The sequence below is a fragment of the Eoetvoesiella caeni genome (genome assembly GCF_003315175.1).
GTDB lineage: Bacteria > Pseudomonadota > Gammaproteobacteria > Burkholderiales > Burkholderiaceae_B > Eoetvoesia > Eoetvoesia caeni.
This window is the reverse complement of sequence record NZ_QNRQ01000003.1, coordinates 349804-373503: the sequence shown is the minus strand read 5'-3', so window position 1 is coordinate 373503 and position 23700 is coordinate 349804. Positions and strand designations below refer to the sequence as shown.

Genomic DNA, 23700 nt, shown 5'->3' with positions numbered 1-23700 from the left:
TAGGCGTAGAGAAGTGGGGTTACACGCTGCCGGGTTTGCCGGCTTCCGCTACCCAGTGCTTGATTTCACCATTACATTATTAGCCAAGGATTCCCTAAATGGACGACAAAACTAGCAAAGCCGCCGCTGCCGAGCGTGCCAAGGCGCTTGCTGCCGCCTTATCCCAGATCGAAAAGCAGTTCGGCAAAGGCTCGGTAATGCGCTATGGCGACAATCAAATCGAACACGACATCAAAGTCGTGTCCACGGGGTCGCTGGGTCTGGATATCGCGCTGGGCGTCGGCGGCTTGCCGCGCGGCCGCGTCATCGAAGTCTACGGCCCTGAATCTTCGGGTAAAACCACGCTTACGCTGCAAGTCATCGCCGAAATGCAAAAAATCGGCGGCACCTGCGCATTTGTCGACGCCGAACACGCGCTCGATGTGCAATACGCATCCAGGCTGGGCGTCAACCTTACCGACTTGCTCATTTCCCAGCCCGACACCGGCGAACAGGCACTTGAAATCACCGACGCCCTGGTACGCTCGGGCTCCATCGACCTTATCGTCATCGACTCCGTGGCCGCACTGGTACCCCGCGCCGAAATCGAAGGCGACATGGGCGACTCGCTGCCCGGTTTGCAGGCCCGCCTCATGAGCCAGGCGCTACGCAAGCTTACCGCCAGCATCAAGCGCGCCAATTGCATGGTTATCTTCATTAACCAAATCCGCATGAAAATCGGCGTCATGTTCGGCAACCCCGAAACCACCACGGGCGGCAACGCTCTCAAGTTCTATGCGTCTGTTCGGCTTGATATCCGCCGTATCGGCTCCATCAAAAAGGGCGACGAAGTCGTGGGCAACGAAACCCGCGTCAAGGTGGTCAAGAACAAGGTGGCCTCGCCATTCAAGCAGGCCGAATTCGACATCATGTACGGCGCCGGCATCTCGCGCGAGGGCGAAATCATCGACCTTGGCGTGCAGGCCAATATCGTCGACAAGGCCGGTTCCTGGTTCAGCTATAGCGGTACCCGCATTGGCCAGGGCAAGGACAATGCGCGCGAATACCTTAAAGAACACCCCGAAATGGCGGTTGAAATCGAAAACCGCATCCGTGAATCAACAGGTGTCATCGCCCGTGCCATGATGGTCGCGCCCGACGCCGACGATACCGTCGACGAAGGCGAAACCGCTGAATAAATTCATGCGTCTGGTATAGCTTTTCGTTTGGTTCATTGCCCGGTTCGCCATGCACGATAAAGACGATTCCGACGACTTCGAACAGATGTCGTCGGCTCCAGCCCGTAAAAAAGGCCCGTCGTTAAAAATGCGGGCCGTGGGCCTGCTTTCGCGGCGCGAACATTCGCGCATAGAACTGGCGCGCAAGCTGGCGCCTCATACCGACCCCGACAACCCCGCCGAACTTGAAAGCGTGCTCGACGCACTCGAGCGCGAAAATTGGCTTTCCAACGAACGGTTCGCGCAAAGCCTGGTACATCGGCGCGCGCCTCGCAAAGGGGCTGCGCTGGTCGTGCAGGAATTACGCCAGCATGGCCTGCCCGACGAGCAAGTCGCGCAAATATCCGAACAACTGAAAGAAACCGAAGTGCAGCGCGCGCGCAGCGTCTGGCAACGCAAATTCAATCGGCCGCCCGCCGACCGGGCCGACTACGCGCGCCAGTTCCGTTTCCTGGCCTCGCGCGGCTTTTCGCCCGATTGCCTGCGCCGCATTCTGGGCGAACTGGACGATGCTCTGTGAGCTGTTTCAGGTGGGTTTAGTGGCCCGCGCCGGCGTTCCATCTTCTGTGTTTGATTAGAGCTGCAGGCTCATAATCCCTTGGTGCCGTGTTCGTTTGCGGGCAGCAGGCTGCGAAGAGCTGCCGGAACGCTTATTCTTTTAACGCACTTTTAACGCACCGCCTTGATGCCGCTTAGCGTCTTGAAACTGATGTCGCGTGCCTTGGCCATGAAGGCCTGCAAATAAGGGGCATCGACATCTTCCAGGCGCACCGCCGCGTAAAGCGTACGCCAGACTCCGTGTTCACCCAGGTGGCATATGCGCAGCCAGCCTTGGTTCAGGTATTCAGTCAAGGCCCAGTTGGGCAGCGCCGCGACGCCGCGCTGGCTGGCCACCAGTTGCGCAATGACCGGCGTAAGTTCCGCCTTGCGTATGCCCGCTGGTTCTATGCCGGCCGGGTCCAGAAAGGCGGTATAGACATCCAGGCGCTGCTTCTCCACCGGATACGTAATGAGAACCTGGTCTTCCAGTTGTTCGGGCTCGATGAACTTATATTGAGCCAGCGGATTAGAGGCGGCCACGGCCAGCACAAGCTCATAACGGAACAGGGGCAAATACTTCACGGCATCCAGAGCCTGGGGGTCCGAGGTGATGACTACGTCCAGGTCGCCGCGAATCAGCGCGGGCAGGGGGGCAAAAGAAAAGGCCGCCGAAAGATCCAGGGCGACATCGGGCCAGTCCTGGCGAAACGCATCCAGTGCCGGCATAAGCCACTGAAAGCACGAGTGGCATTCGATAGCCAAGTGCAGGCGTCCTGTACGGCCGGCCGAAAGGCGCTGCAATTCCCGTTCTGTGGCTTTGAGCTTGGGCAGAATGTCGTCGGCCAGTATCAATATGCGCAAAGCGGCTGTGGTCAGGCGGGCAGGCCGGGTGCGGCGGTTCAGCAACGGCGTTTTCAGGCGCACTTCCAGGTCGCGCAACTGGTGCGACAAAGCCGATTGCGTAACGTGCAGGCGTTCAGCCGCTTCTTGCAGACTGCCTGCTTCGCGTATGGCTGTCAGGGTTTCAAGATGGCGGATTTCAAGCATAGCGAAGTGATGGGATTTGAAGGTGAGCGGGCGTGGCGGCGGCCAGATTTTATATGAGCATAACTCATTTTATCAATGTTTGATTTGATTTTGATTCATTCTTTGGGTGACGCACAATGAAGCACATTAAATAATTTCAATCAATGGTGATTTACAGTGAGTATTTTTCATAGTTTGGGTTTTCCGCGTATCGGCGCTCAGCGCGAATTGAAATGGGCGCTTGAAGACTATTGGGCCGGAAAGAAGTCGCAGGCGGAGCTGGAGTCGGTAGGCCGCGAACTCAGGGCGCGCCATTGGGCGGTTCAGGCGCGGGCCGGGTCGGCCTTCGTGCCGGTGGGCGATTTTGCCTGGTACGACCAGATTCTGCAGTGGTCTACGCTGATAGGCGCCGTGCCGCCCCGTTTTGCCCAAAGCGATAAGCAGCCCGTCGGCCTGGATACCTTGTTCCGGATGGCGCGCGGCCGTGCGCCCACGGGTACGCCCGCGGCGGCCTGCGAAATGACTAAGTGGTTCGACACCAACTACCACTATATAGTGCCCGAGCTGGCGCCGGGACAAACCTACCGCGTTGCGCGCGAAGATTTGTTCGAGCAAATCCGCGAAGCGGCGAATCTGGGCTATCGAGCCAAGCCGGTGATTCCAGGGCCGCTTACCTGGCTATGGCTGGGTAAAGGCGACGCGTTTGGCGGCGGTGCGCAGGACGAAGGCAAGCTGGAATTGCTGGATGCGCTTTTGCCTGTGTATGCCGAGGTGCTGAAACGTATTGCCGGCTTGAATGTCGAGTGGGTGCAGATCGACGAGCCGATTCTGGCACTGGACCTGCCACCGGCCTGGCGCGCAGCATTCGCGCGAGTCTACGAACATTTGGCCAATACAGGGGTCAAGCTGCTGTTGGCGACCTACTTCGACGATCTTGACGACAATCTTGCTCTGGCGGCGGGCTTGCCTGTACAAGGCCTGCATCTTGATCTGGTGCGTGCGCCGGGTCAGTTGTTGCCGGCGGTGGCTCTGTTGCGCGAAGACCAGGTCTTGTCGGCGGGCGTGGTCAGCGGGCGGAATATATGGCGTACCGATCTGGACAAGCTTGGCGCGGTATTGGCGCCCATCCAGAAAAAACTGGGCGACCGCCTGTGGCTGGCTCCATCTTGCTCTTTGCTGCATGTGCCGGTGGACCTTGCCGCCGAGGCCGAGCTGGACCCTGAATTGCTAAGCTGGCTGTCGTTTGCCACGCAAAAGCTGGATGAACTGCGTTGGTTGTCCTTGTCTTTAAGCGGCGAACCCAGTGCCCAAGCCAGGGATGCCTTGCAAACCCAGCGTCGGGCTTTGCAGGCGCGCGCGCAGTCCAGGCGTATCCATAGTCCCGTCGTGCAGCAGCGCTTGCGCGAATCGGCGCATGTCCCGCATAGCCGTGAGCCGTTCGAGCAGCGCATTGCACGGCAGCAAAAGCAACTGAAACTGCCGGCTTATCCGACGACGACTATCGGCTCGTTTCCGCAAACCGCCCAGATCCGTTCCTTGAGGCGCAACTGGCGCAGTGGGCAACTGAGCGACGCGGCCTACGAAAAGGACATCCGTGCCGAAATCGAACGGGTCGTGCGTTTCCAGGAAGAAATCGGCCTGGACGTGCTGGTGCATGGCGAACCCGAGCGCAACGATATGGTGGAGTATTTCGGTGAATTGCTGGCAGGCTTTGCCTTTACGCAAAACGGCTGGGTGCAGAGCTACGGCTCGCGCTGCGTCAAGCCGCCCCTTATCTTCGGCGACGTCTCAAGGCCGGCGCCCATGACGCAAGCCTGGTCGATGTATGCCCAGTCCCTTACCGACAAGCCGGTCAAGGGCATGTTGACCGGCCCGGTTACCTTGCTGCAGTGGTCGTTCGTCAGGGACGACCAGCCGCGCGAACTGACTTGCCGCCAGCTGGCCCTGGCGCTGCGCGACGAGGTCAACGATCTTGAAGCCGGCGGGATCGGCGTCATCCAGATCGATGAACCCGCTTTCCGCGAGGGTTTGCCTTTGCGGCGCCGCGCATGGCAGGCGTACTTGGACTGGGCGGCCGAAAGTTTCCGCCTGGCAACTTCGGGCGTGGGTCCGCAAACCCAGATCCACACGCATATGTGCTATTCCGAGTTCAATGACATTATGCCGGCCATTGCGGCCATGGACGCCGACGTCATCACTATCGAGACTTCGCGTTCCAATATGGAGCTGCTAAGCGCCTTCGAAGCCTTCGAGTATCCCAACGACATTGGGCCCGGCGTCTACGACATCCATTCGCCCAATGTGCCCGACGTAGGGTGGATGGTGGACTTGATGAAGCGCGCCGGGTCCCGGCTGCCGCGCGAGCGCCTGTGGGTGAACCCTGACTGCGGCCTCAAGACGCGGGCCTGGCCCGAAACCGAAGCCGCGCTCGTCGCCATGGTCGCCGCAGCCCGAACCTTGCGTGAAACCGCGTAAGCCGGTTCCGCGCTTGTGGTTCTTGAGCGAAACCGCGTAAGCCGGTTCCGCGCTTGTGGTTCTTGAGCGAAACCGCGTAAGCCGGTTCCGCGTCTGTGGTTCTTGAGCGAAACCGCCTTGCCCCTCACCCTTTGTCGCCGGCTACGAAATGAGGCAAGGGGGGACGCGGTTCGGGAAGCACCTGTTTCAAGAGAGGGTATTGTGCGGCTGCGTTATACTTGCAAGGTTTTATTGCCCAAGTTATAGCTTTTATGTCCTTGCCACCGCCAGATATCGCCCGCAAACACATGCATACGCGCACAGTGCGCGTAGAGGCGTTCGAGCGGGAAGACGGCCAATGGGATCTTGAAGCCGAATTGGTCGACGTCAAATCCTATGACTTCTCCAAGCATAGCGGCGACCTGCACCCGGCCGGTTCACCCGTGCATCTTATGCAGTTGCGGGTCACCATCGACGACGAATTCACGATCACGGCCGCGGTTGCCGCCTACGATGTCGCGCCATACAAGCAGCATTGCGCCGCCATCGCACCCGACTACCAGGAATTGGTCGGCATGAATTTGCTGCGCGGTTTTCGCAATGCGGTCAAAGAAAGGTTCGGCCGCACAGCGGGCTGTACCCATATGACCGAGTTGTCGTCTTTATTGCCGACCGTGGCGATTCAGTCGCGTGCGGGCAGGGCGCGCAAGCAGCGCGACGAAGGGCTGGAGAACAAGCGTCCATTCCAGCTTGAAGGCTGCCACGCTTTGCGTCTGGACGGCGAAGTGGCAAAAGAGTTCTATCCAAAATGGTATACGGGCCGAAGTTGACCAAGCCTTGCGTGGGCTTTGCAGGGGCCGGCTCTGTTATTCACCAAATCATATTTTTATCATCCTTTACGTTCTGACAGGTAACAAATGAAAATTCACGAGTATCAAGGCAAGGAACTGCTGAAGCAATTTGGCGTTACGGTGCCCCGCGGAATTCCTGCTTTTTCCGTAGACGAGGCTGTTGCCGCGGCTGAAAAGCTGGGTGGCCCCGTTTGGGTTGTCAAGGCTCAGATCCATGCCGGCGGCCGTGGCAAGGGCGGCGGCGTCAAGCTGGCCCGTTCGTTGGATGAGGTTCGCCAGTTATCGTCCGAGATCCTGGGCATGCAACTGGTTACGCACCAAACCGGTCCGGCCGGGCAAAAAGTGCGCCGCCTGTATATCGAAGACGGTGCCGACATCCAGAAGGAATACTATGTGTCGCTGGTCACTGATCGCGCCACTCAGAAAATCGCCCTGATCGCATCGAGCGAAGGCGGCATGGACATCGAGGAAGTGGCTCACTCCTCGCCCGAGAAGATCATTACCGAATACATCGACCCGCTGGTTGGCCTGACCGCCGAGCAAGGCAAGAAGGTGGCCGACGCCATCGGCATGCCCGCCGACTCAACAGCCCAGACCGTGGATATATTCCAGAAGCTGTACAACTGCTACATGGAAACCGATGCATCGCTGGTCGAAATCAACCCGCTGAACCGCGACAGCAAGGGCAACGTCATTGCCCTGGACGCCAAGTTCAACTTCGACACCAACGCTTTGTTCCGCCACCCCAAGATCTTGGAATACCGCGACCTGGACGAAGAAGATCCCGCTGAAGTCGAAGCCAGCAAGTTCGATCTGGCCTACATCCAGCTTGACGGCAATATCGGTTGCCTGGTCAATGGCGCCGGCCTGGCCATGGCCACCATGGACACCATCAAGCTGTTCGGCGGCGAGCCGGCCAACTTCCTGGACGTTGGCGGCGGCGCTACTGCCGAGAAAGTCACCGAAGCGTTCAAGATCATGCTCAAGAACGAAGGCGTCAAGGCCATCCTGGTCAATATCTTCGGCGGCATCATGCGCTGCGATGTTATTGCCGAAGGCGTTATCGCCGCATGCAAGGCCGTTAACCTTAGCGTGCCGCTGGTCGTGCGCATGAAAGGCACCAACGAAGAGCTGGGCAAGAAATTGCTGGCCGAGTCGGGCCTGCCCATCATCAGCGCTGACACCATGGCCGAAGCCGCGACTAAAGTCGTAGCCGCCGCGAAATAAGAATATTGCCGAGGATTTGTAAATGTCGATTCTGATCAACAAAGACACTAAAGTCATTACCCAGGGAATTACCGGCAAGACCGGTCAGTTCCATACACATATGTGCCGCGAATACGGGAACGGCAAGAATGCGTTCGTCGCAGGCGTGCATCCCAAGAAAGCCGGCGAAAACTTCGAAGGCGTGCCTATTTTCGGCAGCGTCAAAGACGCCAAGGCCCAGACCGGCGCCACCGTTTCGGTCATCTACGTTCCGCCAGCAGGCGCGGCGGCTGCCATCTGGGAAGCGGTCGAGGCCGACCTGGACCTGGTTATCTGCATTACCGAAGGCATTCCTGTGCGCGACATGCTGGAAGTGCGCAACCGCATGCGCGACCAAAACAAGAAAACCTTGCTGCTGGGCCCCAACTGCCCCGGTTTGATTACGCCTGATGAACTGAAAATCGGCATCATGCCCGGCCATATTTCCCGCAAGGGCCGTATTGGCGTGGTCAGCCGTTCGGGCACGCTTACCTACGAAGCGGTCGCACAACTTACCGAACTCGGCCTGGGCCAGTCCAGCGCCGTGGGTATCGGCGGCGATCCCCTCAACGGCCTCAAGCACATCGACGTGCTCAAGCTGTTCAACGACGATCCTGAAACCGATGCCGTCGTCATGATCGGTGAAATCGGCGGCCCTGACGAAGTCAATGCGGCCGAGTGGGCGAAAGACAACATGAAGAAGCCCGTTGTCGGCTTCATCGCCGGCGTAACCGCTCCGGCCGGCAAGCGCATGGGCCATGCCGGTGCGCTTATCTCCGGCGGCGCCGATACGGCTGACGCCAAGCTTGAAGTCATGGAAGCTTGCGGAATCCGCACCACACGCGATCCTTCGGAAATGGGCAAACTGCTCAAGTCTGTTCTGTAAATACGTGTGAAGATGTAAAAAAAGCCCGAGCAATCGGGCTTTTTTTTTATCGCCGGGCCGCCCCAAGATAAAAAGCGCCCCCTCGGGGGGCAGCGAACCGCGCAGCGGTGAAGCGTGGGGGCTCTTTTTTATCGCCGGGCCGCCCCAAGATAAAAAGCGCCCCCTCGGGGGGCAGCGAACCGCGCAGCGGTGAAGCGTGGGGGCTCTTTTTTATCGCCGGGCCGCCCCAAGATAAAAAGCGCCCCTCGGGGGGCAGCGAACCGCGCAGCGGTGAAGCGTGGGGGCTTTTTTTTATCGCCGGGCCGCCCCAAGATAAAAAGCGCCCCCTCGGGGGGCAGCGAACCGCGCAGCGGTGAAGCGTGGGGGCTTTTTTTTTAAGCATGGCTGATTGCGGCGAAGGGATTCACTATAATTACTGATCCGGCTTTGAGCAGGGCGCTTGGGACCGGCAAAGTGGCGAAGGCAATGCCACGTATGGTGCCCAAGATTCATCCGGAACATGCTGCCCGCGGGGGCGGCCATTTTCTGTACACAACAGTCCGGCTTGGCTTGTTTGGATGTGGGGTCCAAATCTGTCTGGCAGGCGTCATAACAAAGGCTATGGGAACATAGATGCTAGAGTTTATTGAAACGCTTCATTGGGGCGCGCTATTCCAGATCATCATGATCGACATTCTATTGGGCGGCGACAATGCCGTGGTGATTGCCCTGGCTTGCCGCAACCTGGAACACAAGCAGCGCATGCAGGGCATACTCTGGGGTACGGCCGGGGCCATTTTCCTGCGCGTGATTCTTATCGCTTTCGCGCTGACTTTGCTGGCAATTCCGTTCTTGAAGGTCGTGGGCGCACTGCTGCTGCTCTGGATAGGCGTGAAGCTGCTTATGCCGGACGACGATCATCACGACAATATCAAAGGCGCCGGCTCTATTTGGGCGGCCGTCAAGACCATACTCATTGCCGATTTTGTGATGAGCCTGGATAACGTCATAGCCATTGCAGGGGCTGCGCAAAACACAATTGCCGATCACCAGATGGGCTATGTCATATTCGGCCTGCTGCTTAGCGTCCCCATTATTATCTGGGGCAGCACCGTAGTCTTGAAGCTTATCGACCGCTTTCCGATTGTGGTCACTCTTGGCGCGGCTTTACTGGGCTGGATCGCCGGCGGCATGCTGGTTACCGATGTTGTTGTCGTGAATCAACTCGGCGAAGTATCGCAACCGGTTAAACTGGCGGTTGAAGCGATAGGAGCCATACTTGTTGTTGTACTGGGCAAGTGGTTTGCCGCTCGCAAAATAGCCAGCAAAAGGGCCGTCAATGAGTCTGTTTAAATCTTCCGATCCCGAGAAACACGGGGACAAGGGCATGTCTTTGCTTAAAGGCCTGTTCATCCTGGCCATGCTGGGCATTATTGCCGCAGTCGTTCTTAATCAGTTCATCGGATAAGAAGTATGTCTACTGTACCAACCAGGCTGGTTATCGCTACGCGTGCCAGCCGGCTGGCTTTGTGGCAAGCCGAACATGTGCGCGATCGCCTCAAGGCCTTGTTCCCGGCCTGCGATGTCAGCCTGCTGACCATGACGACGCGCGGCGATCAGATCCTGGATCGCAGCCTGTCCAAAGTGGGCGGCAAAGGCCTGTTCGTCAAAGAACTTGAAACCGCGCTGCTCGATGGCCGGGCCGACCTTGCCGTGCATTCGCTTAAAGATGTGCCCGTCGACTTGCAGGACCCTTTTTCGCTGGCTGTGATCCTGGAACGCGAAGATCCCCGCGACGCTTTTGTGTCCAACGACTTCGACTCGCTTGAACAATTGCCCGCCGGTGCGGTGGTGGGTACTTCCAGCTTGCGCCGCGAAGCGCAGATTCGAACGCTTTATCCACAATTGCAGGTCGAGCCGCTGCGCGGCAATCTGGATACGCGGCTGGCCAAGCTCGACCGCAAAGAGTATGCCGCCATTATCCTGGCTGCCGCAGGCCTTGGCCGCCTGGGTCTGTCCGAACGTATCCGCGCTTATATCCCCGTCGAACAAAGCCTGCCGGCGGCGGGACAGGGCGCATTGGGCATTGAGGTGCTGCTTACGCGCAGCGACATGCACGAATGGCTGGCGCCCTTGGGCAATGCCGACGCTGCCGCGTGCACCTTGGCCGAACGCGCCGTCTCGCGTGTCCTGGGCGGATCGTGTCAGGTCCCGCTGGCGGCTTACGCGACGATAAGCGGTTCCGAACTGCAGATTCGCGCCCTGGTGGCCGAGCCAGATGGGTCCTTGATTTTGCGGGCCCAAGCTTCGGGTCCTGTTTCCGCCGCCCGCCAATTGGGCGAAGGCGTAGCCAAAGAGTTGCTCGATAACGGGGCCACCGCCATTTTGGCCAAGCTCGGCGCGGCAAATACCCCTGAATCTTAGGCTGACATGCCTGAGCCAGCCATGAGCCCTTTGGTCGTGTTGACCCGACCGCGTGGCCGCAATGAATCCTTGGCGGCTTGCTTGCGCGGTCGCGGCATGCCGGTGCTTGAACTGCCCGCCCTGGAAATACAGTCATTGCCCGTCGACGCGGCGCAGTTCCCGATGCCGCAAGACTATGACCTGGTGGTTTTCGTCAGTGCGAACGCCGCTGCGCTTTATCTTCAACAGCTAAGCCGGTTTGCCGCGGCATCGTGGCCGCCCGAGGTATTGGCCGCCACGGTGGGGCAGGCCAGCGCGAAGCCCTTGCTCGATGCCGGTATATTGCGCGAGGACGGTTTGGTGCATCCGCCGCTGCAGGCGCCGCAGGACTCTGAAACACTGTGGTCCATGCTGCGGGCCGCCGGCAGGCGGTTTGACAAGGTGCTGATTGTCCGGGGCGAAAGCGGTCGCGAATGGCTGGGCGAACAATTCGAACGGACCGGGGCCGTGGTGCGCCGCTATGCCGTCTACAGCCGGCGCCCGGCCATGTGGCCGTCGGGTCAGCAGGCCGCTTTGCTGGCAGCCCTGGAAAGCGGCCGCCCCATGATCGGCCTTTTTACCAGCTCGGAAGGCATCGAGGCTTTCAACGAGAATCTCGCCAGCCTGGGCGGCCTGGAGTTTTGGCGGAACGCACGCTTCGTTGTCATTCACGAGCGTATCGCCAGCCGTTTACAATCTTTGCTCGGCACCGTTTTGGACGCGAAGTCCCGTCCAATGGTAAAAGTATGCTTGCCCGAAGACAAAGCCATTTTTCAGGCTCTTATCGCGCTTGCTTCCCTATAGAAAGGCGCCAAGGATTACAATCTCGCCATGACAGAATCTAAAATCGAGACCCAGCCGGCCGACAACAAGCCGGCTGCCGCAAACAAGCAGGCCTCCGCTGCCAAGCCAAGCTCTTCGTCAACGGCCGTCAAGGCCAAGCGCCGCCCCATACTGGGCATTGCTTTTGTCGTGCTGCTATTGATTGCGGCAGCCTTGGCCGCGGCGGTGTGGTATCAACAAAAAACTTTCAAGCAGGCGCAGACTGCTTTGCTGGAACAAGCGCAAAGCAGCGCAGCCACGGCCCGCCAGGCCGCAAGCACCGCACAGCAGGCCCTGGAACTGGCGCAAAGCCAAAGCGCGCGCGTCGACACCCTGAAGTCTTCGCAAAGCGATGCGCAAGCTCAAGTCGACAGCCTTGAACAAGCCTTCCAGATGCTTACCGACAAGGGCTCGGACCTGGTACTCATCAACGACATCGACCATCTGGTTCAGATCGCGAATCAGCAATTGACGCTAAGTGGCAACGCGGGCAACGCCATTGTGGCGCTTGAAACCGCGCAGGCACAGTTGGCACGCGCCAATCGCCCAAGCCTGGCCGCCTTGCAGCAGGCCATCAATGGCGACGTCGACCGTCTGCGGGCCGTGTCCACCATTGATGTTGCCCAACTGTCGGCACGGCTGGACGAACTTGGCGCGCTGGTCGGCAGCGCGCCGCTGTTGATTCCCGACGACGCGGCTCCTGGCGTCGATACTTCCGAGCGCGACGCCGCCTTGATGGCGCAAGGCTCGACTGTTGCAACACCGGCGGATCCCAACGCAAGCTGGTGGCGCCGAAGCCTGGATGCTTCGCGCCAGTGGGTCGCCGAAGGCTGGAGCATGGTTCGCCACGACCTTGGAAGCCTGCTTAGCGTACGCCGTGTGCAGGATTCATCGGCTTTGCTGCTGTCGCCCGATCAGGCCGGGCAACTGCGCGAAAACCTGCGCTTGCGCGTCATGACGGCGCAGTTGGCGCTTATGATGCGCCAGCCTTCCGTCTGGAATTCTGAAATGCAGGTGCTGGTCAAGGCCTTGGCTTCGCATTTCGACACCAAGGCAGTCCAGACCCAACAAGCCCAGAAACTGGCTGCGCAACTGGCCGCAACCTCCATTGCGGTAAAGCTGCCCACAGTCAATAACAGCATGCAGGCCCTGGACGCTGTGCGCGAAGCCAATACCAAAGCCGGCGATCAAGCCGGCAGTCCTTCGTCGCTGGACGTCGCGCCCCAGGAAAATGGCGCGCCTGGGTCCGAAGATCCGCAGGCACGGGAAGGCGGTGCCGCCCACGCCGACGGCTCTGTCTCGTTGCCCCAGGCTGCGCCTGGGCAAACGCTTAACGGCCAGACGGCCCCCACACAGGAATAAGCAATGAGGACATGGTTCTGGACCTTGTTTGTCTTGGCATTGGCGGTAGGCCTGGCCGTGGTGTTGCGTGAACATAGCGGCAATGTGCTCATTATTGCGCAGCCCTGGCGTATCGAGCTGTCTCTTGCCTTCGCGGTGCTGCTGGTGCTGGCGGCCTTCGTCGCGCTGTATGCCGTGCTGCGCATCATTGCCTGGATTGTTTCGGGCCCCGAGCGCTTCCGTTCCTGGCGCGGCTTGCGTGCCCAGAAGCGCGACCACGAGCTGCTTGAAACCGGCTGGATCAACGTGCTTGAAGGCCGCTACACCGAAGCCGAACAAGATTTGGCCAAACTGCTGGACCGGACCCGCATCACCAATACCAAGGTATTGGCCGGCTTGGCCAGGGCCAGGGCGGCGCATCATCTGGGCGAATACGACCGGCGCGACGAAGCCCTTGCCGTGGCGCGCAACACCGCCGGCAACGAGCCGCGCCTTAAAGAAGCCGCCGCCACCGTGGCGGCTGAAATGTATCTCGACCAGAACCGTCCGCAAGACGCCCTGGCCTTGCTGCAACCTTTGCATACGGTCAGCTCGCGCCATCTGAACGCCACGCGCCTGTTGCTGCGCGCATATCGGCAGTTGCACGACTACGACCGCGTATACGAATTGACGCGTTTGCTGTTGCGCCGCGGCGCCATCGACAAGGCCGAAGCCGTCCAGTTGGTTGAAGTCTCGGTTGCGGCACGTTTGCGCGCTGCGGGCCTGGACGGATTCAAGATCATCTGGAACGATTTGCGTGCCGATGAAAAAACCTTGCCCGATATCGCCCTGGCCGCCGCGCAATTGCACGACGATGCGGGGCGGCACGAAGAGGCCGGCCGACTTCTCGAGGCGGCGCTCAATGTCAAGCCCGACACCCGCTTGCTCAATGCTTATTCGCAGTGTCCGCCCGACCAGGTGGCGCGCAGGTTGAACAAGGCCGAAACCTGGCTTAAGTCGCATCCCGATAATTCCGCCTTGCTGGCAGCCTTGGGTAATTTGTGCCTTACAGGCCAGCTGTGGGGACCGGGCGAACGTTATTTGCTGCGCAGCATGAAGATTCGCAGCGATGTGCGTATTCACGCTTTGCTGGGCAACCTGTACGACCGCCTGGGCCGTAAAGAAGACGCAATGAAGCACTGGCGACTGGCCTCCAGCGTGGCCGGCGTGCTGCCTGTGCTGCAAACCAGTAATCTGCTGCCCGCCGCCGATACCCGTGGCGACCCCACCCTTATCGATGTGGAGACCATGGCAGAAGCCCAACCTATCGAAAGAACGGCTCCCATGGCCGCCAGCGCCGCCGACTATTTCGATAGCGAGGCCGACGCCAATCAGCAAGCCTTCCCGGGAATGGAGCCTGTGGCTTCCCCGCGCAGCGATGCCGAATTTGACGAATACTTCGATAGCGCGCCCATTCCCGGCGTCGATTTGTCCCAAACCTCCGATCGGCCCCACGGGCGCGACCGGGACTAATTCAATTCATTAACTTTCCTCAAGGTTGTCACGATGAGCTTAGACCGAGTGCCTGCCGGCGCCAAATTGCCGGACGAATTCAATGTGGTCATTGAAATCCCCATGAACTCCGACCCCGTAAAGTACGAAGTCGATAAAGAGTCGGGCGCTGTGTTCGTAGACCGCTTCATGCTGACCGCCATGCATTACCCGGCCAACTACGGCTATATTCCCCAAACCATTTCCGACGACGGCGACCCCGTCGACGTACTGGTTGCTGCGCCGTTCCCCATTCAAGTTGGCGCCGTCATTCGCTGTCGCGCCGTTGGCGTGCTGCAAATGGACGATGAAGCCGGCGGCGATGCCAAGTTGCTGGCCGTGCCGGTAGATAAACTCTACCCTCCGTACCGCCACATTAAATCGCACGAAGATTTCCCGGCTGAAGAGCTGGCCCGCATCCAGCACTTTTTCGAACACTATAAAGACCTGGAAAAGGGCAAATGGGTAAAAGTAAAAGGCTGGGACGGCGTTGAAGCCGCACGCCAGGAAATCGTCTCCAGCGCCGAGCGTTACGCAAACAGCAATAAATGATGTAGGCGGCTTTTGCGCGGCGCATGGTAATGCGTACGTCGCAAGAGCAGGCGCTTTATCGGTTCCGCGCTAGCTTGGCGATCTATCTTTGCGGTAAATTATGCAGTACTGAATCGTAGTAAAAATGGGGCTTTGCGGCCCCGGTTTTCAAGTTCAAATGTGCGGTATCAATCAATATTACATAAAGTACAAAGGAGCTCGTATGCGGATTAAAGTCTTGATGATGTTGGCGGTGGCGGGTTGTATTGCGTTGGCCGGCTGCGCCAATACGGTGGCTGGTGCGGGCGAAGACATTTCCAACGCTGGTAACGCTATCAGTAAATCGGCCAAGTAAACACAAGAGTGCGCCGCAGCGGCGCGGCCTTGTGTTCCAAGACACCCCAAAGCTTGAACATCTTTTCGAGCCTTGGGGTGTTTTACTTATACGCTGTTCCGGTCATTGCCGCATCCCGATCGCCAAACGATTGAATGCGCTCATCAAGGCAATGGCAAAGCATAGATCTGAAATTTCAACGTCGCTGAAGTGTATCTTGAGCGGCTCGAATTCTTCGTCGGGCGCATGGGTTTGATCCACATGTGTCAGGGATTCCGTCCAGGCCAAGGCGGCACATTCGCGCGGCGTGAAATGGCTGCTTACGCGCCATCCTGCCACGCCGTCCAGTTGGGCATCCGGCATGCCTCCTTCGCGCAGCGCCTTCGTATGCATTTCCAGGCAGAAAGCGCAGCCGTTGATCTGTGACATCCGCAGCCAAACCAGATCGATCAACTGCTTGCCAAGGCTGCTTTTTTCGACGGCCTTTTTGGTGGCGATGAAGCCTTGATAGGCCTCGGGCGAGAGTGTCCAGTAGGATAAACGCAGGGTACTCATGAAGTTGTCCTGTCTGTAATAGTGGATAGAAGAGTTGATGAATACAGCCATGGTGGTCGCTTGGGGGCTATAGCGACTGGCTGAAATGCATGGCCGTGGCCAACAGGCCTTGCCGGAAATAAAAGCGTTGCCCCAGGGCATTCCCCAGGCCAGTGTCCAGAACCAGGCATGTACAGCCTTGCCGCTGCGCTTGCTCGCGCATGGCGTCGATCAGCTTGCCGCCCAGTCCCTGACGGCGAGCGTCGGCCTCCGCCACCAGGTCATCGACGTAGAGGAAGCGTCCATACACCAAGTTCTCCTGGACGCGATAGCCTGCCAGACCCTTGATCTGTTCGTCCTGCCAAGCGGCCAGCAGGCGGTATCCTTGTGCGGCCTGACGGCGCACTTGTGCGGTGAACGCATCGGCATCCGCCAGATGAGGGCGCAGTTCGCGCATGACAGTGAAGCAGGCCCGGCAGTCCTGCTCGCTGTCGACCGGGCGCAATTGAAAAGTGCTCATATGGATGTCCTTGTTGCATAGCCGTTACTGTAGGAGAATAATGTCCTAGCTGATAGGTGCAAGAACTGCATAAATGAATGGGACATGTTTTATGGATCTGAAGCAGTTGAAACCGAGCCGAAAGCTGGATGCACCGATCTATCTTCAACTGTATCGCCGCTACCGGGAGGCCATTACAAGCGGCAAGCTTCGTCCGGGGGATCGGGTGCCGTCCGTGCGCAGTCTGGCCAGCGAACTAGGTCTGGCGCGCGGCACAATCGAAGTCGCATACCAAATGCTGGCAGGCGAAGGCTATTTCACGGCACGTGGCGCTGCCGGAACCATCGTGTCCCCCGGGGTGGGAAGCCTTGCCGAACCAAGTCCCGTCCGGCTTGCCGTGCCTGCGGTCCATTCTTCGTCGCGTCCGCAAATCGTGGCTGGTGCAGCGTTGCCGTTTCAGCTTGGCTTGCCAGCGCTGGATGCGTTCCCGCGTAAGACCTGGGCGCGGCTGGCGGTAAGGAGCTTGCGCAGCTTGGAAGCCGCTGCCATGAATTATCCCGATCCGGCAGGCTACGAGCCCTTGCGACGCGCCATTGCCTCCTATCTGGGCGTTTCGCGCGGCATTGTCTGTTCCCCGGACCAGGTGTTCGTGACGGCCGGCTATACGGGCGCGCTGGAGCTTGTGTACCGTACGTTGCTGCAAAAGGGCGACCAGGGCTGGTACGAGGATCCCGGCTACATCTTTGCCCGCCAGTTCCTGCAGCGCGCGGGGATGCGCCTGGAACCGGTGCCGGTGGACGAAGAAGGCCTGGATGTCGGTATCGGCCGGCAACGCGCCGCCCGTGCGCGTTTTGTTGTGGTGACTCCCACGCACCAAAGCCCGACAGGAGCGGCATTATCATTGCAGCGGCGGCTGGAATTGCTTGAGTGGGCCCGCCTTGGCGGGGCCTGGATCGTGGAGGACGACTACGACAGCGAATTCCGCTACCAAGGCAGGCCCTTGCCGGCATTGAAGAGCCTGGACCGTGATGAACGCGTGCTCTACACCGGTACCTTCAGCAAGGTGCTGTTCCCGGGTTTGCGGCTGGCCTATTTGGTTGTGCCCACGGCGCAAGTCGGCAAGTTCAGGGATACGGTAAACCACCTGTCCGGGGCTGGTTCCATAATGCCTCAAGCTGCCGTGGCTAGTTTCATGGAGCAGGGCCACTTTGCCCGGCATTTGCGCAAGATGCGAACCTTGTATAAGACGCGGCACGGCTATCTGGTCGACGCACTGGCGCAGACGGTAGGGAAGCGCTTGCAGGTCCAGCCTCAGGCTGGCGGCATCCACGTGTTGGCTACGATGAAGGGCGGTCAAAAGGACAAAGCGGTGGCCGCCGCCGCCCAGGCTCAGGGGCTAGCCGTCCAGGCTTTGAGCGACTGGCGGCTGGGCAAGTCGTCGCAGGGCGGCTTGTTGATGGGGTTCGCCAACTTCGCAACAGCTGAAGAAGCCATGGCATCGGTTCGGCGCCTGGAAGCGGTGCTGGCCAAGCATTAGGGCAAGGCTGTTGCCGCCATGCACATGAAAGTCAATGCGAATACATCTTGGGCCGTCGCCAATAATCGTTGATCTGGGCGCCAATATTCGGGCGCAAATTCGCCCAGCTCGGCATTTGCGAATTGTTGGGCGGTCGAGCCAGGTTCACACTGCAAGCCTCGTGCCATGAAAATTATTTCAGGAGGCGGTGGTGAACAAGGCTTGTATAAAACAGCGCGGTCAAGGGATGACCGAGTACATAATTATCGTGGCGTTGGTGGCTGTTGCCGCCATTGCCGTGTACCAGACCTTCGGCCAGGTCATTCGCTCGCAAACGGCCGCCATGGCCAAAGAGCTGGCTGGCGAAGACGGTTCCGAGCAGTCGCGCATGGCACAGACCGCAGCCGAGGCGGCGGCCGGCCAGGCCGCGGCCAAAAGCCTTAAATCGTTCACCGGCAATGCGGGGGGCGGGCAATGATGCCCTATGCGCCGCATGCGGGTCTGGCATCCCGGCAACAGGGCCAGGCCTTGGCGTTGGGCATGATTCTGGCGGGCCTGGCGGCAATTGCCTTGATACGCTATTTTGCCGTCGGGCAGGTGGTGGCTGCCAAGGCGCGGCAATTGCATGCGCTGGACGCGGCAGCGTACAGCGGGGCGCTGGTGCAGGCGCGCGCGCTGAATATGCTGTCCTACCTTAATCGCGCCCAGGTTGGGCACCAGGTAGCCATGGCCCATCTGGTTACGCTAGGTTCATGGGCAGCCTTGGGCGGCCACGAGGCGCGCCAGGTTGCGGCTGGTAATCCGCCCGCATATCTTATTTCCATGCTGTTTGGGCCTGAGCACGGTGCGGCCTATTTGGCTGCGCGTTCGGCTGCGGGGTTTGAAGCACTGGCTGCAACGCATGGCAGCCTGGCCAACGCCTATGCCGCGCATGACCGTGTGGTACACGAGGTATTCGGCGCGGTTCAGGACGAGATCGTCGACGGCCTTCCCAAGGCCAGGATGGCCGCGGTGCGGGCGGTGCTGCAGCAGAATTATCCTGAATCCGCGAAGTTCGACCTTGCGGTCCTGGACGACAACTGGGAAGGCTATCTGCGGCGCTACCTGGCCCAGCAATGGCTGCGGCCTTTCATCCAGCAGTCCGTGCAGATGTACGAATTTCTGCTGCCGCGCAAGGGCACGCAAAGCAATCCCTGGGTAGTGCACGCGGAATGTCCGTGGATGCGCCACGAACTGCGCCGGCGGGGCGCTACCGAACTGGATGCGTCGGGGCGCTGGCAATCCCTGGATACGCAGTCTTTTCACGCTTTGAGGTCCAACCGCTGGATAGGCTGCTATTACCGAGAGTACCCAATGGGCTGGGGCTGGATTCCTCCCGATCGCCAGTCTTCGGCGGGTGTGCCGCACGTAGACAATCCGCCGGACGACTTTTCTGCTCAGGATTTTTGGCGCTGGGTCCAGGATGCAACGCAATGGGACATTATTTCAGGCGACGCGAATCCGTTGGCAAACTCGCGTGCCGTTGCCAGCCGCCCTTACTGGGCGGGACAAGGGCTGCCCGCTTATTTCGACATTGCCGGCGATGCCGGCACGCAGGCCAATACGTCGTTGCGTTTCTCGTTGGAGCTGAAGCACCCCGGGCCCGAGGGGCTGACTGTCGTTACGCGCAGCTCGGCCGCCACGTTTTTTGAACGTCCTGAAAGCAGGCTTGACCAACGCACTGAACTGGCCAATTTGTTTCACCCGTATTGGCAGGCGCGGCTGGATTCCGCTTCCATTGCGGGTGGCCGCCACGGCCCGGTGCAGGCGGGCGCGGCGGCGGGCAACATGACAGGCGCGCGGCCATGATGAACTTAAAAATCCCGCGATGGGCTTCCGTGTCCCGGTCCTCCTGCTGGGCCGGCACCACAGTGGTCGAGACATTGCGGCGTGGCAGCGCGGCCTGGTGTCGCGCAGGCATGGCGGCCAGGCGGCGCCAGGGTGGGCAGGCTTTGCTTGAGGGCCTGGTCGCCATGTTGATTTTGCTTATGCTTTGGGTGGGGATCACGTGGCTGGCGCGCTTTCAAGATATGGCGCTGCAGACTTCCCACGCCAGCCGGTTCGCGGCATTTTCCCTGGCTCGCGATCGGGGCTATGCGTCCATCGGGGCAATAAGACAGTCTTACTTTTCCGGCCCCGGCCATCAATGGAAAGATCGGCGCGGAAGGGACATTCTTGCCGCGGAACGCAACGAGGTGGCGCTTGATATTACGCGCGATGCGCGCCTGCCATCGGGAGCCCAGCCCGGTGGGTCCCATGCCGCTGCAACGACGCTACGGCAGGAATGGCGGCTTGAAGATGCAGGCATCGCATCCGCCGTTGTCAGCGTGAATGCGCGGCGGCCCGCTGTTTCCAGCCATGCTGCATTGAATGAACCTGGGGCGGGGCTCTCAGGGGGGCTGGAGTTGGCTCAGTTCGACTCGTACCCCTTACCTTTGGTTCGGCATACGGCAATTTTGCTGGATGCCGGCCACGCTTCCAGCGATGTCGGGACTCAAGTTCGAGTGGCGCAGTCCGACCTGGCCTGGGCGGCCGCGGCCAACGTGTCGTACGGCCTGGGTGCAAAGATTTCTTCAGCCATGAACGCGGTGGACGGCGCATGGCGGCGGCCGCAGCCGGTGTTCGATTGGCTTGGTCCATGGCACGAGATTATTCCCGAGCATCATCTTCGTTAGCAAAGGAGTGTTGCAATGTATCGATTATCGGCTTTGTTCTCATGGCTGACTGGCAAGCGCCCATCAGGCTATAAGTTTGCGCCTTTGGTGTGGGCGGCCTTCCTCACTATCTTGTCGATGCCCGCGCCGGCTTGCGCCGGCATCGAGGCCATGAACGATTTTTCCAAGATGGATACATCGCGTTTTCGCTGGCTGGAAACGCAAGAGGTACATTTGCGCGGCATTCCAGCGTACTGGCGCGAGTTCTCTTCGCAAGCTCCGGCTATTCAGGCGGCCCAATCCCTGGCGCAGTATGCCGACCGATTTCAACGGGTCATCGCGTTCAAAGACAGCGTGCTGCTTTCGGGAGTTCAAGCCCAGTGGCATTGGGTCGCGCAAGTCCAGTCTGCGCCCGGCGGATCGCGGGGCCGGGTGTCCATGCTGCAAATCGAAGGGCGGCAAGGGTTGCCGCAAAATCCGGACACCATGCACTTTCCTTGGCTGGCCCACAACGCACGGTTGGATTTCAGCCAGGAGTCGGTGGTGGGCGGGCGCCGCATGGTTCAACAGATATACGGCGCCTCGTGGCCCATCGATCAGATTACCGCTTATGTTCAGCAGAACCTGCGCAACAGCGGATGGCGCATTGAACCGCAGATTGCCAATGCCGCCGGGCCCGATGTGTGGCGCCGCAAGGCGTCGCGCCTGCTTGTGGTGTCCTTGCCGCTGGGGCCCGGCAGCGCCGTTTTCTTGAATCACGTCGAATAATTTATTCTGATAAAGGTGCAGCCATGCGCTTGCCTGCCTTAAGCCGTTCTATCGTCATGCTGCTTATCGCGCTGGCCGCAGGCCTGCTTGCGGCCTGGGCGGCGCAACAACATATACAGGGCCGCATCCGGCAGTTGGAGCAGGAGGCAAAAGTACCTATGGCGCAGCGCGTGGTGGCGGCGTTCGATCTTCCTGTCGGAACTCAGTTGGCCGCCGAACATATTGCGGTGCGCCAGATGCCGGCTGCCCTGGTGCCCAGCGACAGCATTGCTCCCGAGCGCTTTGCCAGCCTTGTCGGACACACTCTTGTAGGGCCATTGCGCGCCGGCGATCCCATATTGCCGGTACATACCGCGCAAGCGCGCGCCTCGCCGTTCTCGGATCAACTGGGCAGCGGGCGAAGGGCTATCACCATGCCGGTGGACGTCATCAATTCGGTATCGGGCCTGCTTGAACCAGGAGATCTGATCGATCTTTATGTGTCTTTCGAATATCAGCGCCGGCGCATGACAGCGCCTTTGCTGCAAGGCGTGCTGGTGCTGGCAACGGGCACCCAGACGCGGTCGGGCGCGTCATCGTCCGGCGCTCGTGCGCAAGCGTACTCTACCGTTACTTTGGATACATCGCCCGAAGATGCCATCAAGCTGGTTGCGGCAAGGCAAAGCGGCACAATAACGGCATTGCTGCGGCGCCCCGACGACAATCGGCCCAACCAGAAAGCGGTGCGCGGCGATCTGGCCAGCCTGCTTGGGGTGAATGCCGGCTTGCCAGCCGCAGCGGCAAAACCAAACAATGCACCGGTCATTTACGGCAACCAGGCGGCACGGCGCTTGCCTGCCTTGCGCCCCGACGCCGATAGGCCCGCGCCGCGCAATGGGGTCTTCGACCTTCCTTACCGGCCTGAGTTGACGAGCGCCTGGCTGCATGCGCAGCGGCAGGCGTCCGTCGTGCAAGATGACAGCGGCGGCCACGACATTACTGAAATGGCGGGCGGTGCGCCAGAACTAGCCAACATTGTGTTTCGTGGCGTGTCCGGCAACTCGGCCGCGGAGCGTTGAAGCATGTATATCTTGCGTTATGCCGCGGCTCTGTGCGTTTTGCTTGGACTGGCCAGCCTTCCGGCGCAGGCGCGCCAAGAGGTGCTTGTCAAAATGCAGGTGGGCGAGGTCAAGGTGTTGGCCATACCCGATGTGGCGCGTGTTGCCGTGGGCGACGGCCATGTGCTCAATGCCGTGACCACAGAAGAGAAAGAAGTCATAGTGTTTGCCCGCCATGAAGGCGCCAGCGCCGTTCAAGTGTGGTCGGCCAATGGCCAAAGGCATCTCTACCAGATCGAGGTGGCGCCGGAAGGCACCAGGCAGATACAACAAGAGTTGCGCCACGTGCTCGAGCGGATACCCAATGCCAAGGTCTCGGTAGTGGGCGACAAACTGCTGGTGGAGGGCGACGACTTGTCGGACAGCGACCGCGACCGGGTGGCAGCACTCAGCAAGCGCTACCCGCAGTTGCTGGATTTCACCAGTCAAGTAGGCTGGGACAGCATGGTGCTTCTGGACGTTCAGGTCATGGAGGTGCCGCGTTCCCAGTTGCAAGAGTGGGGCGTGCGCTGGGGCGGCGAAACCCTTGGCGGCCTGAATGCTGGGCTGGCATGGGATGGCGGCAGCAAACGATTGTCCGACAGGCCCGGCGAAGCGGTTGTGCCGCTATCGTATCCCGCGGCAACGGCGGCCGGTTATTTCGGCGTGAATGCTTTATTGTCGGCACGCATCGACGCTCTGGCGCAAACCGGGTCGGCCGTTGTCCTGGCCCAGCCGCAGTTGCTTGCGCGCAGCGGAGCCACGGCTGAATTCCTGGCTGGCGGCGAAGTACCGTATTCAACCACCGACGCCAACGGCAAGACAAACACTGTGTTCAAGCCATACGGGGTGTCGTTGCGGATTACGCCGCAGATAGAACGCAATGGGGCGGTACGGTCCCGCATCGAGGTCGAGGTCAGCGCCATAGACAGCGCTTTATCCGTCGCCAACGGACCCTCGCTCAAGACGCGCCGGGCTTCGACCGAATTCAATGTCCGTTCCGGGCAAACACTGGTGCTGGCGGGGTTCTTGTCGCGCGAAGAGTCGCGCAATGTCAATAAAGTGCCCGCTCTTGGCGACATACCGATTCTAGGCCAGCTATTCAAGTCCACTCGGTTCCAGCACAACGAGACTGAACTGGCTATTTTCGTGACGCCGGTCGTTGTGGCCCCCGATCATCCCGATCTGATGCAGCGTGTCAGGCAAGGCAATGAAATCCTGCGTACGACATTCAAGGCGGACGACCTCATCAATGTTCCGGTGCGTCCGCGCGCCGCATTGCCGCCACCGATCGAATCCGCGCCGGCCTTGGGGTGGAACGCGTACCGGGGCCTGGGCTCTCAATGGCATGGCCCCGAGCCAGGCGCACAGCAAACCGTCGGCAAGAAGGCCAGCGAATAATCAAGGAGGACGAAC

Annotated in this window: 24 protein-coding genes; 21 read left to right on the top strand and 3 right to left on the bottom strand. The window is 59.9% G+C overall.

Going from position 1 to position 23700, the window contains the following annotated elements:
- The first annotated feature begins 98 nt into the window (after positions 1-98).
- Both recA and recX read left to right on the top strand, forming a co-directional pair.
- The gene (gene recA, locus DFR37_RS08320; RefSeq protein ID WP_113932752.1) at positions 99-1178 is read left to right on the top strand and encodes a recombinase RecA; all 1080 of its coding nucleotides are present in this window, start codon (positions 99-101) and stop codon (positions 1176-1178) included.
- A gap of 49 nt (positions 1179-1227) precedes the next feature.
- Positions 1228-1737, top strand: a complete 510-nt coding sequence (gene recX, locus DFR37_RS08315; protein WP_113932751.1) for a recombination regulator RecX — start codon at positions 1228-1230, stop codon at positions 1735-1737.
- Between the two features lie 149 nt (positions 1738-1886).
- Here recX and DFR37_RS08310 read toward each other — a convergent pair whose 3' ends face one another.
- Positions 1887-2804 (bottom strand): LysR family transcriptional regulator, encoded by a 918-nt coding sequence (locus DFR37_RS08310; RefSeq protein ID WP_113932750.1) that lies wholly within the window; start codon positions 2802-2804, stop codon positions 1887-1889.
- Positions 2805-2960: 156 nt separating this feature from the next.
- Here DFR37_RS08310 and metE point away from each other — a divergent pair, with 156 nt between their 5' ends.
- The 12 genes from metE (at position 2961) to DFR37_RS08250 (ending at position 15219) form a co-directional block, all read left to right on the top strand.
- Positions 2961-5258: a 5-methyltetrahydropteroyltriglutamate--homocysteine S-methyltransferase gene (metE, locus tag DFR37_RS08305; RefSeq protein WP_113932749.1), complete on the top strand. Its 2298-nt coding sequence runs from the start codon at positions 2961-2963 to the stop codon at positions 5256-5258.
- Between the two features lie 251 nt (positions 5259-5509).
- Positions 5510-6067 carry a DUF2889 domain-containing protein gene (locus DFR37_RS08300; RefSeq protein ID WP_113932881.1) on the top strand — a complete coding sequence of 186 codons (558 nt, stop codon included), beginning with the start codon at positions 5510-5512 and terminating at the stop codon, positions 6065-6067.
- Positions 6068-6154: 87 nt separating this feature from the next.
- Positions 6155-7315, top strand: a complete 1161-nt coding sequence (sucC, locus tag DFR37_RS08295) for an ADP-forming succinate--CoA ligase subunit beta (RefSeq protein WP_113932748.1) — start codon at positions 6155-6157, stop codon at positions 7313-7315.
- A gap of 22 nt (positions 7316-7337) precedes the next feature.
- Entirely contained in the window at positions 7338-8219 is an 882-nt protein-coding gene (gene sucD / locus DFR37_RS08290) for a succinate--CoA ligase subunit alpha (RefSeq protein WP_113932747.1), read from the top strand.
- Positions 8220-8831: 612 nt separating this feature from the next.
- Positions 8832-9551, top strand: coding sequence for a TerC family protein (locus DFR37_RS08280; RefSeq protein WP_113932745.1), 720 nt, complete (start codon positions 8832-8834; stop codon positions 9549-9551).
- On the top strand, positions 9538-9666 hold the full coding sequence (locus DFR37_RS23425) for a hypothetical protein (RefSeq protein ID WP_276330270.1): 129 nt from the start codon (positions 9538-9540) through the stop codon (positions 9664-9666). The genes DFR37_RS08280 and DFR37_RS23425 overlap by 14 nt, the downstream gene beginning before the upstream one ends.
- Positions 9667-9671: 5 nt before the next feature.
- Positions 9672-10622 (top strand): hydroxymethylbilane synthase, encoded by a 951-nt coding sequence (hemC, locus tag DFR37_RS08275; protein WP_113932744.1) that lies wholly within the window; start codon positions 9672-9674, stop codon positions 10620-10622.
- Positions 10623-10643: 21 nt separating this feature from the next.
- A complete protein-coding gene (locus tag DFR37_RS08270; RefSeq protein ID WP_170139863.1) occupies positions 10644-11444 on the top strand; it encodes a uroporphyrinogen-III synthase in 801 nt (266 codons plus the stop codon).
- A 27-nt stretch (positions 11445-11471) separates the two neighbouring features.
- Entirely contained in the window at positions 11472-12824 is a 1353-nt protein-coding gene (locus tag DFR37_RS08265) for a uroporphyrinogen-III C-methyltransferase (RefSeq protein WP_113932742.1), read from the top strand.
- A 3-nt stretch (positions 12825-12827) separates the two neighbouring features.
- Positions 12828-14315, top strand: a complete 1488-nt coding sequence (locus DFR37_RS08260) for a heme biosynthesis HemY N-terminal domain-containing protein (RefSeq protein WP_113932741.1) — start codon at positions 12828-12830, stop codon at positions 14313-14315.
- 33 nt (positions 14316-14348) lie between these two features.
- Entirely contained in the window at positions 14349-14885 is a 537-nt protein-coding gene (gene ppa / locus DFR37_RS08255) for an inorganic diphosphatase (RefSeq protein ID WP_113932740.1), read from the top strand.
- Positions 14886-15105: 220 nt separating this feature from the next.
- Positions 15106-15219, top strand: coding sequence for an entericidin A/B family lipoprotein (locus DFR37_RS08250; protein ID WP_242341773.1), 114 nt, complete (start codon positions 15106-15108; stop codon positions 15217-15219).
- A gap of 102 nt (positions 15220-15321) precedes the next feature.
- On the opposite strand, the gene DFR37_RS08245 is transcribed toward DFR37_RS08250, so the two are convergent.
- Both DFR37_RS08245 and DFR37_RS08240 read right to left on the bottom strand, forming a co-directional pair.
- Positions 15322-15753 carry a carboxymuconolactone decarboxylase family protein gene (locus DFR37_RS08245; RefSeq protein WP_113932738.1) on the bottom strand — a complete coding sequence of 144 codons (432 nt, stop codon included), beginning with the start codon at positions 15751-15753 and terminating at the stop codon, positions 15322-15324.
- 67 nt (positions 15754-15820) lie between these two features.
- Complete coding sequence (locus tag DFR37_RS08240) at positions 15821-16252, bottom strand: GNAT family N-acetyltransferase (RefSeq protein WP_113932737.1); 432 nt, start codon at positions 16250-16252, stop codon at positions 15821-15823.
- Between the two features lie 91 nt (positions 16253-16343).
- Here DFR37_RS08240 and pdxR point away from each other — a divergent pair, with 91 nt between their 5' ends.
- The 7 genes from pdxR to DFR37_RS08205 all read left to right on the top strand — a co-directional run bounded on the left by pdxR (position 16344) and on the right by DFR37_RS08205 (position 23685).
- Positions 16344-17768, top strand: coding sequence for a MocR-like pyridoxine biosynthesis transcription factor PdxR (pdxR, locus tag DFR37_RS08235; protein ID WP_113932736.1), 1425 nt, complete (start codon positions 16344-16346; stop codon positions 17766-17768).
- A 226-nt stretch (positions 17769-17994) separates the two neighbouring features.
- The gene (locus tag DFR37_RS08230; RefSeq protein WP_113932880.1) at positions 17995-18225 is read left to right on the top strand and encodes a hypothetical protein; all 231 of its coding nucleotides are present in this window, start codon (positions 17995-17997) and stop codon (positions 18223-18225) included.
- On the top strand, positions 18222-19595 hold the full coding sequence (locus DFR37_RS08225; RefSeq protein ID WP_242341745.1) for a hypothetical protein: 1374 nt from the start codon (positions 18222-18224) through the stop codon (positions 19593-19595). Before DFR37_RS08230 ends, DFR37_RS08225 begins: the two co-directional genes overlap by 4 nt.
- Positions 19592-20461, top strand: coding sequence for a type IV pilus modification PilV family protein (locus DFR37_RS08220; RefSeq protein WP_113932735.1), 870 nt, complete (start codon positions 19592-19594; stop codon positions 20459-20461). The genes DFR37_RS08225 and DFR37_RS08220 overlap by 4 nt, the downstream gene beginning before the upstream one ends.
- 15 nt (positions 20462-20476) lie before the next feature.
- Entirely contained in the window at positions 20477-21208 is a 732-nt protein-coding gene (locus DFR37_RS23280) for a hypothetical protein (RefSeq protein WP_242341746.1), read from the top strand.
- A 23-nt stretch (positions 21209-21231) separates the two neighbouring features.
- Entirely contained in the window at positions 21232-22266 is a 1035-nt protein-coding gene (cpaB, locus tag DFR37_RS08210) for a Flp pilus assembly protein CpaB (RefSeq protein ID WP_113932733.1), read from the top strand.
- 3 nt (positions 22267-22269) lie between these two features.
- Positions 22270-23685 carry a type II and III secretion system protein family protein gene (locus tag DFR37_RS08205; RefSeq protein ID WP_113932732.1) on the top strand — a complete coding sequence of 472 codons (1416 nt, stop codon included), beginning with the start codon at positions 22270-22272 and terminating at the stop codon, positions 23683-23685.
- Positions 23686-23700: the final 15 nt, after the last annotated feature.